This is a genomic window from Prevotella sp. E9-3 (genome assembly GCF_022024015.1).
Taxonomy (GTDB): domain Bacteria; phylum Bacteroidota; class Bacteroidia; order Bacteroidales; family Bacteroidaceae; genus Prevotella.
Genome location: NZ_CP091786.1, coordinates 1040083 through 1051602 on the forward strand (window position 1 = coordinate 1040083; position 11520 = coordinate 1051602).

Here is an 11520-nt window from a genome sequence, read left to right on the forward strand (position 1 = left end):
ATTAAACGTTCTCGGCCTGAACGAATGCAAACAATGTACGCCAGATAATTTTCATGTCAAGCGCAAAATTGTAGGTCTGACCGTATAGAATGTCAAGTTGTTTTCTTTCTTCGGCAGACATGTTTCCACCTTTTCCTCGCTCCTCTACCTGCCAAAGACCAGTGAGTCCTGCAGGAGCCATGAAACGGTCGATGCTGGAATCTGCTGTCAGTTTCTCTGCTTCATACAGTGGAAGCGGACGATTACCAACAATAGACATGTCGCCTTTCAGAATGTTGAAAAGTTGTGGCAATTCATCAATACTTGTCTTACGGATGAAACGACCAACTTTAGTGATTCGGGGGTCGTTTTCTATCTTTACAAAAGCATTGTTGATATCATCTTCTTTCTGCTTATTAAAGTCTGTCTCCGAAACGACAAAATCATCTCCGACAAGCATTACCTCATCATCACTAATCATCATTTCCGATTCGAGACCTTCTTCAAACATCATTTGTTCAGCCTTTTCGCCTAATGGTGATGTGATGACAGTCTTCGGGTTCTCGACATTCTGCTCTGCATACTGATTGTTTGTCTTGCTTAGTTCATGCAGTCGCTTGTCCGCATCGCTATACATTGAGCGGAACTTTAAGAAGTCAAATATAGTGTAATTGGTACCTACTCGTTTTGATTTATACAGTATTTTACCCTTTGGATCTTCAATCTTAATGGCAAGCGCTGTAATAATTAAAATAGGTGATAAAAAAATAATTGCAAAGAAAGATACAATAATATCAAAAGAACGTTTCCATACAGGAATTTTGAAACGAAGTATCTTTTGCTTTGAAACTTCATTGTCGAACAACAAACTCTCACGGTCGCAAATGAACTGCAGCTTTTTGTTTAAGTCTGTTACTGAAGCACCTAGGTCCAGGGTGTCATTGATACCGCACTTCTGATATACCTGGCGTTCTTCTGTAGTCATGGGAGTGGTCAGCAGAATAATATAAACATTCTTGCAGTTCTTGCGCAGGTAGGTAATCGCTGTTACGTCTTCAGTACGAACATTCTTCTCGTAGAATACGATGAAATGCTCGTTTGGCATGCGTGAGATACACGCTAAGGCAGCTTCCTTATAGTTCTTGGTCAATCGGACTTGACGACCAGGAATGTATTTAAGACGTTCTTCCGTTTGGGGATTGTTCCCCAAGTACACAATACCTATCATTAGTAGAAAAAAATAAGGTCTGCGTATGGTAACGCAATAGATTAATTGGGGAGAATCTTCTTGACTCTAATCTTCAACTCCATTGGGTTAAAGGGCTTCACGATGTAGTCCTCAGCACCAATCTCTAGCAAGCGGATACGCTCGCTTGTGGAGTCTTCACTTGAGAGCATGATAACTGGAATGTGACGGAAAAGTTCGTTCTGCTTAATCCATTCCAGGAAATCGTCGCCGCGCATGCCTGGCATACGAATGTCTGATATAATCAGGTCGGGGGTGTTGCCTGCCTGAAGCCATTTAACTCCTTGAAGACCATCGGGCAACCATTGAACGTCATAGTCACTCATCAAGTAGATGGAGAGAACCTTCGCGATTGTCTCTTTGTCATCAAGAATAAGAATTTTTTTCTTCATATATGAAATTAGTCTTTAAAAATCTTAAGATTCATTTTAAGTTTATGTAGTGCAAAGGTAGAAAAAAAACTTGTAACAACCTGCAAATTATAATAAAAAAATACTATTTGCCATTTTTTTCTTATTAAATTGACTATTTCTTTATGAATAATTTCGTAATTTTGCCAACCTAAATGAACTCAGAAATCAAAAAATGACCTACGAGGAAATTCTTAATGCCAATGGCGGCTATCAGGCAAAATCAGCTAAAACTCCTTTTGGCTCAATCGAACGTAAATTGAAGGATGGAAAGTTTCGGGAAGTGTTTGTCATTGACTCTAAGTGGTCAGCGATTCCTGCTTTCCGACAAGGACTTCAAGACGATTGCAAGTTCAGTTTGCATCTGCAATCAAAGCAGCAACTTCGTTATGAGATTGTGGAGGGCGATAATGGCATACTGGAACTGGAATTAGAACAGGGTAGTTATCAGACGCTTGAACAGACGCTTGAAACCACTCCTGCACTAGTAGCTCAGTCGGAATTTGTAGATGGGGTCGTTGAAGGGCTGTTAACTATAATGGAGCAGCTACATGCGAGGTCGGTATATCATATATGTTTCTCTCCTCGTAATGTTTTTATTAGAAAAGGCGATAATATGCCGATGTTATTACTTCATGGCTCAGCCTTTAGCGGTATGCGCAATGAAATGAGCTTGTTTGAAGATCTGGATGATTTTATTGCCCCTGAGCTTAAAAATGATGGAGTAGCAACGGCTCAAAGTGATATCTATTCTTTAGGACAACTGATTCTTTGGATTTTCCGTCAGGGAAATCTGCCTTATGAATATAAGAAGGTAGCAGAAAAAGCTATGCAGGCAAATCCTCAACATCGTTTCGCATCGGCAGAAAAGATGATGAAGCAATTGAACAGTCTGCATGACAAGAAGCGCTCTTTCATAATGCTTGTTGCGGCTTTGATTATTTCAGCTGTATGTATTGGATTGTATTTTGAGCTTACTCCCCAAACAGAAGAAAGAGAGTTTATTGAAGCGGCTCCAAAAACACCTCCTGTCGATGAGTATGCTGATGGATATGACCCAGAGTTTGATGAGGTATTAGTAGGTGATAGTGATGAGGTGGATACTCTTACTGCCGAAGAGCAGAAAGTGATTGACGATTATATGAAAAAGGCTGAGGAGATATTCCGTAAGCGCTTGGCAATGAAGGCTGACGGAATACTTTCAAAGGTCTATAATAGTGAAAGTATGAACGCCTCTGAGAAGACTTTCAGGGCAACCAGCTCTGCCATGAGTGAAGAACTCGTAAAACTTCAGAATGAATTGGCTGAAGAAACGGGTATCTCTGATGCTGCGGCTGATCGTATAGCTTCTGAGGTGATAGGGCACATCATCTCTGAGAAAGAAAAAGCAATGACACCAAATGTAAATAAAGAATAAATAAAAAAATGAGAAGCAGAACAGCAAATTGGTTTGAATGCAAGATTCGCTATGAGAAAACCATGGAGGATGGCTTGCAGAAGAAAGTCGTAGAAACATACGTGGTTGATGCCCTGTCGTTTACTGAAGCTGAGCAGCGTATTATGGAAGAAATGTCCAGTTATATTAGTGGCGAATTTGAAGTCAACGATATCAAGCGTGCAGCATATAAGGAAATTTTCTTTAGCGACGAAGAATTGGCTGATCGTTGGTATAAGACAAAGTTGCAGTTTATCACTATCGATGAGAAAACGGAAAAAGAAAAACGTTCAAGCGTAAACTATCTGGTTCAGGCTGGAACTTTGAATGGAGCCGTAAAGAATATTGATGAAGTGATGGGCGGCACAATGATTGACTATGTGATTGCCTCTGTAGCTGAGACAACACTTATGGATGTGTTTGAGTACAAGAAGAAAGAACAGGACGATAAACCTGAGTTCGAAGGATAATGTACAACGTTAAAGAAAAATTACACGAGGTGCTTTCCGGACTTCCTGCCGGTGTGCGCCTCGTTGCTATTAGTAAATTCCATCCTGCCGAATATATCATGGCTGCCTATGAAGAGGGGCAACGCGTATTCGGCGAGAGCCACGAGCAAGAAATCCGTCAGAAGCACGAGGCGCTCCCCAAGGATATCGAATGGCATTTCATCGGACATCTGCAGACAAATAAGGTGAAATACATTGCTCCCTATATCACAATGATTGAGGCTGTGGATTCCCTAAAGTTGTTGCGCGAGATTCAGAAGCAGGCTGCCAATAATGATAGGGTGATCAAGGTGCTGCTGGAACTGCACATCGCTGAGGAAACTACAAAATATGGACTTACTCTTGATGCTTGCCGTGAACTGCTGGCAGGCGGCGAATGGCGACAAATGCCGAATGTTCAGATTTGTGGTCTTATGATGATGGCTTCGAATACCGATGATGAACAACAAATTGCTCATGAGTTTCAGCAGGCTGCATCTTTCTTTGATGAGGTTAAATCTAATTATTTCGCCACCGATGATGCTTTCTGTGAACGCTCATGGGGCATGAGTGATGATTATCCTATTGCTGTTCAATGTCGAAGTACTATGGTTCGAGTAGGAACAAAGATATTCGGTCCAAGAGTTTATTGATTTATAAGTAGATCGTATAAAGAAAAATAGGCTTTCCAGCATAAGAGGAAAGCCTATTTTATATATTTCTTTCCAGTTATGATATGGATACCTGTATGTGAACGGTGAGTCGCTGTATCAGCAGGACGTCCTGACAGGTCGTAAGTCTTTGCAGCATTCTTGCTGCTATCATGCTTTGTGGGCATGATAGCAGCAGATGCTGATTGTTGTAGATGCCATACGGCAAGCATGGCATATTCAGCGGCAAAAGCAAATTGATGGAAACCTTTGGTTACGTTTTCATCGCCAGTGCTTACACTCCAACCTCCCAACAGGTTAATAGGAAGCATCGACTGCTTTTGGAAGTTGTCAAACGCATAGTCAAGATTCTGCTGGAAAGACAGTAGGGCATTCTCAGCATAGGTCTTGCTATTGTAGGTTGTTGCGTTATAAGGAGCGGCGTCAACATAGGCTCGCATCAGTACATCGTCGAACCATGCGTTGAATCCTTCCTCCGCTTTGCTGTCTGTAGGCCATTCATAATATACAACACCACTGATACGTTTTCCTTTGGCAAAGTTGTTCCAACTGGCTTTGGAAAGTGCATCAACATCTGTTTGATAATCCTGCTCGCCAGTTACACGGAACAACTCGGCTGTACCAGCCAGCATCGTTCCTGTGTTGTAGGTGAATGCTGTACCCGAAGGGCCATGGCTATCAACATGGTCACGATATTTGTTTCGTCCTTCGCCAACATATTGGATTTCTCCTTTAACAGCTCCCAACATGTCCCAGTAAACACCTGTTGACTTGTTGAGCAACTTTTCTTTCTGCCATGCGTAAACTTTCTTTGCCATCTCCAGATATACTTCAGAGTGCTTGCGCATTTCGTTGGTACGTGTTCCATCGGGCAGAATGTAGTAATAGCGCAGGTTGGCTTTTTCATCATCTGTCTTGTAGATTTCATAAAGCCAAACAAGAGGCTGGATGATAGGACCGTTTGAGCAGGAATGTTTGGAGTTATAACCAGGTCCCCACGAAATACCACCATACTCATTTCCTTTTGAATCAAGGCAACAATCCCAACCGTCTATGCAGTAATTAGCCAAATACTCAGCTTTCTTGAGATAGTCGTTGTCGCCTGTAAGTTTGTAGGCACGTACTAACTCACGGCAGATCCACATTTGGTCATCATACACATTCTCGATGCCTGTTACGGCTGCTGTTCCTTTTGAACCGCCACGGTGTACACCATAGATGCTCCAATTGTTAATTTGTGCATAAGAATTGAGCGTATAGGTACCACGATAGAAGTCGAGTGAATTGTACAGTTGTTTCAAACGTGTCACGAAACGATTGTGATTGTCTTCATACAGTTTGGGCTCTTTCTCGCGAATGGCTTCAAGTGCCTGTAATACTGAGCAGTGGGCCTCCAATGCAGCTGTGTAAGGCCATACGTCGGCGGTGCCAATACCTTGCTCTTTACTCAGGTCGTATAGGTCGTACATGCGCATGTCGGAAGAACTACCCGTAAATGAACGCTGCATAGTGGCATCGGTCATTTCGATTGCACGTCTTAAATCTTGTATAGCTGTGTCATACGAAGTATCAGCCGAAGCAGATCCAATGCCAACGGCTAATATAAGTGATAGGATGATTTTTTTCATTTAGCAATATATTTCTTATTATTCTTGATGAGTATAGTTTTCTTGCTGCTGTTCTCAACAGGTTGACCAAGAAGGTTATAAGTATTTTGAGACTCTTTCTTAGTATATGAAACTGATGGGATGCCGGCAGCGTTTTCACCAATAAGTTTCCATGAGCCTAACATGATGTCATAAGAGCCTTGAGTCTCGGTGATGGCAAGACGATAATATTTGAAAGCCTTACCGAAATTAGGATTCTTCAAACTGTAATCGTCGTTCAGGAGACCTGCGCGGCGCAGTTCGTCAATACTTTCCATCAGCATCATACCCGTTTGCTGGCGTGATGTGTCATGTACTTCTTTGGTTAAATCGTACTGGTCGGTCCAGTAGTGTTTCAGGACAAACCATGTCTTGTTTAATGCAGCGAGTTCTGCAGAACGAGCCTGTTCCAACAGCCACTTGGTGTAGCGGAATTGACGGTCCTGATCCAGTTTGCCGGAAAGAATCCATTGAGTCAAATATCTCACGAAAATTCCTTTGAACAGGCCGCCGTCATCTTGGTTGTAATTCTGACGTTCGTTCATGATGCCCTTTGGCGAATACCATTTTCCGAAGAGCAACAGGTCCATCAGGTCGGTCGCTGTCTTACGATAGTGCTCCTCGCCGGTAATCTTGTATAGTTCCAGCAATCCGCCAACCCATGTACCTTGGTTGTAGGAGAAGGTTACCTCGTGATCGTTGTTCTGTGGATTGTCTTTAATGACACCATCAGGGAAACGGTTGTGATCTAGCATATACTCGTAGATGCGCTTTGCCCATGTAAGGTATTTCTCTTCCTCAGTGTGCTGGTAGAGGCGAGCTGCGAGAATCATGGCAGGAGCATTTGAACAAGAGGTCTTGTATTTGCCGTCACCTTCCTTGTTCTTGTTCCAGTGAATACCGCCGCCATCAACATCTGACCATCCGCCCGTTATATCATCAAATAAGGTTTTCACCTGATTGAAATAGGAGCGATTTAAACTAGAATTGGCATCACATCCACGCAACAGTGCTAATGCCATCCATTCCATGTCGTCATAGAAATGGTTGATGAGTGTATTGCCATTACGAGCACGAGTTCCAGTCACCAACTGAGTCAGCTTAGAAAGCTTTGAACTGGATTTGGTGCGATTGTAGTTATCTACATAGTTATCTATAGCATGTGCTGCCCACCAGTAGCCACCCCAGTCTTCATTGCATTTTCCTGGATCAATAGACCAGTCGCAAATCCAGTAGATACCTGAAGTTCCTTGTTTGCGTTCCAGTTGCTCTTCACAGAACTTGAGCATGCGGTCTGCCACATCTGCATAGTTGACACGTGCGCCTGCAGTTCCTAATGGATAGTACTGCTCGTAGTAGTCAATAGTCATTGACAGAGCGTTATGCTGAATGTCCAGTGTTACCCACTCAGAGCCATCGTTAGAAGCCTGAAGCTCCCAGCAATTAGGCCGGCGGTCTCTGTTAGAAGTGTTGGTCATTCCGATGGAATAACCCTTGATAGCCGTTGGCTCGTTAAACTCATACTGATACCATGCGTTAATGATTCCGTTGTAGCGCTTTTCACCGTTGAAATTGTCTATCTGTTCACGGTCGGCATTAGTTATTTCTGCCATTGTGGTAGCATCATTGTCAATGAGATTGTTAACATTCCTCGCTTTTGTAGAACCGGTAATAGTACCATTGGAAGGAGTTGCAATATTCTCATCGTCCACGTATGGATATCCTTGTAGTTGGATGTCGGCAATTCGTACGCCATTTGATCCAGAGGCCTGTTTCAGGACAAACTTGAAATAGGTGTAGCCTCCACTGGGACCTCCGTTCATCTGACGCTCGCGATAACGACCTGTATATGTAAGCGTGTAAGTACGAACGCTCTTCCATTCCTGTCCATCAGCTGAAACCAACAGTTGTACAGACTTCAAGTCGCGTTGAGCATCATCAGCGCTAACTACCGAAAAACCTTTCAGTACATACGGGCGCCGGGCTTTCAGGATGATTTCTTCAGTTCCTGCCAATTGTGGCAAGTCGAATACAGTGAGGTCGTTCTTGTCGAACAGATCGGCAAGATTAGATTCAAAGCCTACAGCTTCGTAGGTACAATCATCTACGAAGCTGTAATCGGTAAGCGTCTTCTGGGCTGTGGTTGAACCATAGCCTGTTGCAATTGCAAGTGACAGTAGTAATAGTTGCTTTTTCATTTTTTAAGTTCGTTAGAGAATGAATAGGGGGCAGCATCCTTACTAATACCACGCTGACGGTTTGGCTGTGCCTGCATGTCAAAGACAATATGTCCGCCTTTCATCAATTGGGTATGATCAAGGTAATTGCGATCATAAGCCTGACCGTCGAACGACATTGAACCGATGTATGGATTGCTTACTCCATTGGCATCAATAGTCAATGTCTTTCCATCTGAAAGGTGGAGCCTTATGTGGTTAAAGTAAGGAGTTCCTATTGCATACTGGCCTGAACCTGGGCATACAGGATAGAATCCCATAGCCGAGAACACGTACCATGCTGACGTCTGGCCGTTGTCTTCATCACCGCAATATCCATCGGGAGCGGCATTGTAGAAACGGTCCATCACCTCACGAATATGCTGCTGAGCCTTCCAGGGCTGAGCTGCCCAGTCGTACAGGTAAATCATGTGCTGGATGGGCTGATTACCATGTGCATAGTTGCCCATACCCATAATCTGCATCTCACGGATTTCATGAATCACTCCACCGTAGTAGCTGTCATCGAAATAGGGAGGTACATTGAACACAGAGTCGAGCATCTGTACAAAAGTCTCTTTACCACCCATCAGTTGAATGAGGCCTTCTGGGTCGTGGAACACAGACCATGTATAATGCCATGCATTACCTTCAGTAAAGGCATCACCCCATTTCAGTGGTGAGAAAGGTGTCTGGAAGGTTCCGTCCTCATTGCGGCCGCGCATCAGTTTTGTTTCCTTGTCGAATACGTTTTTGTAGTTCAGAGCATGCTGCTTGAAGGGTTTCAGTTCCTTCTCCTTCTTGCCAAGTTTCTTACCTAATTGGTAGATACACCAGTCGTCGTAGGCATATTCCAGTGTGCGGGCCACATTTTCGTTGATGCCAACGTTGTAGGGCACATAGCCAAGCTTGTTATAGTATTCATAGCCCATACGTCCTGTTGAGCCTACTTGAGGATGAACCGCATTGGCACCATGTACAACAGCCTTCCAAAGTGTTTCGATGTCATAACCGTTCAGCCCCTTCAGATAGGCATCAGCTACAACAGAGGCAGAGTTGTTGCCCACCATGCAACCGCGATGACCAGGACTTGCCCATTCAGGAAGGAATCCGCTCTCCTTGTAACAGTTCACAAGACCTTCCTGCATCTTTACATTCATCTCAGGATATACCAGATTCAGCAAGGGGAACAAACAACGGAAGGTGTCCCAAAAACCGGTATCGGTGAAATAGTAGCCCTGGCATACCTCGCCTGTGTGGGGGCTATAGTGAACAGGTTCGCCCTGAGCATTTATCTCATAGAATGAACGGGGGAAGAGTACTGAACGATACAGACTGCTATAGAAAGTGCGCAGGTGATCAATATCGTTGTCTTCTACTTCGATGCGGCCTAACACATCGTTCCACTGTTTACGACCAGCAGCACATACCTGATCGAACGAGCGGTTGCCCAGTTCTTTCAAGTTCTGCCATGCTTGCTCCTCGCTAATGAATGATGAGGCTACGCGAACTGTGATTTGCTGACCTTTCTTTGTGTTGAAGCCAACCATGGCTTGAACATGATTTCCGCTGGCTTCAGTACCTGTAAAGGTCTTGTCATCCTTTTGAATGCCCCAGAACTGGAACTGTGTGTCAAACTGCATGACAAAATAGTTGCGGAAATTCTGTGGTACACCACCGCTGTTGCGAGTGCTATAGCCGGTAATAGTATTTTTATTTACATCGTATTTGATTGCTGAGCCTCTGTCGAAAGCATCCACTACGATACGTGCAATTCCGTTGGCCTTGGTCGTCTCAGGAAATGTGAATCGCATGATGGCAGCACGTTCGGTCGGGGTGATTTCTGCCCACACATCATAGTCTGCAAGATATACCTTATAATAATAAGGTGTAGCCACTTCGGTCTTGTGAGAGAACCAACTGGCTCTCTTGTCCTCATTATAGAAATCATGATCAGGTCCAGAAACCATTGGCATAATAGAGAACTGACCATAGTCATTTATCCATGGTGAAGGCTGATGGGTTTGTTTGAAACCGCGAATCTTGTCTTCGGTATATACATATTGCCAACCGTCACCCATGCGTCCTGTCTGAGGTGTCCAGAAGTTCATACCCCAAGGCATAGCAATAGCAGGGTAGGTGTTACCAGTAGAAAGAGAGTGCTTAGACAATGTGCCAACCAATGTGCTAACGAAATCAACAGGTTCTGTGGCGGCATTGATGGTTAAAGACGATGTAATAAATAGGCTAATAAGAAGTCTTTTCATTTTGTTAGTTTGGAATTTTGGCCAAAATTAATCAAATTTTGGCCAAAATTCAAGGAATAATGGCCAAAATTTGAATTTTTTATAAATTAAGATTACCACTGAATGGCTTGATCTTCGTTCGGAATCTGCGTGTTCAGCTGACGTTCAAGAGTCAAGTTGCCTTGAACGGAGTAATCCATTGCGTAATTCTCTACTGAAGTGTAGTCAGTGTAGGAATATGAAATATCACTGATGATTACGTAGTGGTGCATCAAATAAGGCTGTACTTCGTCGGCTTGTTCGTAGATACGATACTGGGCAATACCGTATTGTACGAAATTGTTGTTGGCAGCATTGTCGGCAGTGAGTGTCACTGTGCCTTCATTGCCATCAGCCGATGTGGGATTGAACTTGAACTTTACCTTGTAGAAACGACGGTCAACACGTGTTTCGTCGATGTTGCCCATATAGAAGAATACACTGCTCTCATCCACAACATAGGCACGTGCAGTCTCCATACCGGTTGCATTGTTCGGGTCGGCTGCATTGGTCACTTTCAGTGTTGTAGCTGAGTAGTTGCCAGAGTAATCATTGTAAGGATATACGCGAAGCATAGCTTTTGCGTAGTTCTTACGTGGGTGAGCCTCATAGCCTTCTCCTTTCTTAATTTCGATAGGGAGTACCCATTTCTCAACCATGTCAATGTTCTTGAAGTTGAAGTTAATACGCAGCAGGCCAACGTCCTGACCACTGTTAATCTGTACTGTGCCAGGATATTCAGCATAGTTGCTCATATCCTTGTAATACAGGTCAACAATATCCGAACGGTATTCAGTACTACCAAAGCGCTCGTAGTTCAGAATGTCGAGCGTATCACTGTGGCCAACCTGAATTGACAGATTATTGCTGTTAATAGTGGTACCGGCAACAATCACGGGCAAATCGTATGATGACTTACCTTCCTGACCATACATCAGGCTACCATCATCGTTGTGGCGAGAGTAAGGAACATAAACGGCTGTAACACCATTGTCGTTTAGTGGAGCCTTAAAGCTGATGTACTTCTCGTACTGCTCGTCCTTCCACTCGTCGTTGCAGCTGGTGAGTGCTGCAGAAAAACCACAGCACACTGTACCAACCAGCATATATTTAATAATATTCTTACTAATCATAATTATTAATT

General features: G+C 43.6%; 9 protein-coding genes. 3 read left to right on the forward strand and 6 right to left on the reverse strand.

Annotated elements, in window-relative coordinates:
• Position 1 precedes the first annotated feature (1 nt).
• Together L6475_RS03745 and L6475_RS03750 are read right to left on the reverse strand one after the other, a co-directional pair.
• A complete protein-coding gene (locus tag L6475_RS03745) occupies positions 2-1207 on the reverse strand; it encodes a sugar transferase (RefSeq protein ID WP_237822632.1) in 1206 nt (401 codons plus the stop codon).
• 41 nt (positions 1208-1248) lie between these two features.
• Positions 1249-1617 carry a response regulator transcription factor gene (locus tag L6475_RS03750; protein ID WP_027449457.1) on the reverse strand — a complete coding sequence of 123 codons (369 nt, stop codon included), beginning with the start codon at positions 1615-1617 and terminating at the stop codon, positions 1249-1251.
• A gap of 193 nt (positions 1618-1810) precedes the next feature.
• On the opposite strand from L6475_RS03750, the gene L6475_RS03755 reads away from it, so the two are divergent.
• From L6475_RS03755 to L6475_RS03765, 3 genes are read left to right on the forward strand one after another with little or no spacing between them, the layout of a single operon-like run.
• On the forward strand, positions 1811-3052 hold the full coding sequence (locus L6475_RS03755) for a serine/threonine-protein kinase (RefSeq protein WP_237822634.1): 1242 nt from the start codon (positions 1811-1813) through the stop codon (positions 3050-3052).
• An 8-nt stretch (positions 3053-3060) separates the two neighbouring features.
• Positions 3061-3540, forward strand: a complete 480-nt coding sequence (locus L6475_RS03760) for a DUF4494 domain-containing protein (RefSeq protein WP_237822636.1) — start codon at positions 3061-3063, stop codon at positions 3538-3540.
• Positions 3540-4211, forward strand: a complete 672-nt coding sequence (locus tag L6475_RS03765) for a YggS family pyridoxal phosphate-dependent enzyme (RefSeq protein ID WP_237822638.1) — start codon at positions 3540-3542, stop codon at positions 4209-4211. Before L6475_RS03760 ends, L6475_RS03765 begins: the two co-directional genes overlap by 1 nt.
• A 53-nt stretch (positions 4212-4264) precedes the next feature.
• Here the strand turns inward: L6475_RS03765 and L6475_RS03770 are convergent, their stop codons facing one another.
• The 4 genes from L6475_RS03770 to L6475_RS03785 all read right to left on the reverse strand — a co-directional run bounded on the left by L6475_RS03770 (position 4265) and on the right by L6475_RS03785 (position 11509).
• Positions 4265-5857: a glycoside hydrolase family 76 protein gene (locus L6475_RS03770; RefSeq protein WP_237822641.1), complete on the reverse strand. Its 1593-nt coding sequence runs from the start codon at positions 5855-5857 to the stop codon at positions 4265-4267.
• Entirely contained in the window at positions 5854-8073 is a 2220-nt protein-coding gene (locus tag L6475_RS03775; protein WP_237822643.1) for a glycoside hydrolase family 76 protein, read from the reverse strand. The genes L6475_RS03770 and L6475_RS03775 overlap by 4 nt, the downstream gene beginning before the upstream one ends.
• Positions 8070-10358 carry a GH92 family glycosyl hydrolase gene (locus tag L6475_RS03780; RefSeq protein ID WP_237822645.1) on the reverse strand — a complete coding sequence of 763 codons (2289 nt, stop codon included), beginning with the start codon at positions 10356-10358 and terminating at the stop codon, positions 8070-8072. Before L6475_RS03780 ends, L6475_RS03775 begins: the two co-directional genes overlap by 4 nt.
• Before the next feature lie 92 nt (positions 10359-10450).
• Positions 10451-11509 carry a DUF4973 domain-containing protein gene (locus L6475_RS03785; protein WP_237822647.1) on the reverse strand — a complete coding sequence of 353 codons (1059 nt, stop codon included), beginning with the start codon at positions 11507-11509 and terminating at the stop codon, positions 10451-10453.
• Positions 11510-11520 lie beyond the last annotated feature (11 nt).

Coding starts and splice junctions, on each gene's coding strand:
- L6475_RS03745 (WP_237822632.1), bottom strand. CDS start 1,207: ATGATAGGTATTGTGTACTTGGGGAACAATCCCCAAACGGAAGAACGT.
- L6475_RS03750 (WP_027449457.1), bottom strand. CDS start 1,617: ATGAAGAAAAAAATTCTTATTCTTGATGACAAAGAGACAATCGCGAAG.
- L6475_RS03755 (WP_237822634.1), top strand. CDS start 1,811: ATGACCTACGAGGAAATTCTTAATGCCAATGGCGGCTATCAGGCAAAA.
- L6475_RS03760 (WP_237822636.1), top strand. CDS start 3,061: ATGAGAAGCAGAACAGCAAATTGGTTTGAATGCAAGATTCGCTATGAG.
- L6475_RS03765 (WP_237822638.1), top strand. CDS start 3,540: ATGTACAACGTTAAAGAAAAATTACACGAGGTGCTTTCCGGACTTCCT.
- L6475_RS03770 (WP_237822641.1), bottom strand. CDS start 5,857: ATGAAAAAAATCATCCTATCACTTATATTAGCCGTTGGCATTGGATCT.
- L6475_RS03775 (WP_237822643.1), bottom strand. CDS start 8,073: ATGAAAAAGCAACTATTACTACTGTCACTTGCAATTGCAACAGGCTAT.
- L6475_RS03780 (WP_237822645.1), bottom strand. CDS start 10,358: ATGAAAAGACTTCTTATTAGCCTATTTATTACATCGTCTTTAACCATC.
- L6475_RS03785 (WP_237822647.1), bottom strand. CDS start 11,509: ATGATTAGTAAGAATATTATTAAATATATGCTGGTTGGTACAGTGTGC.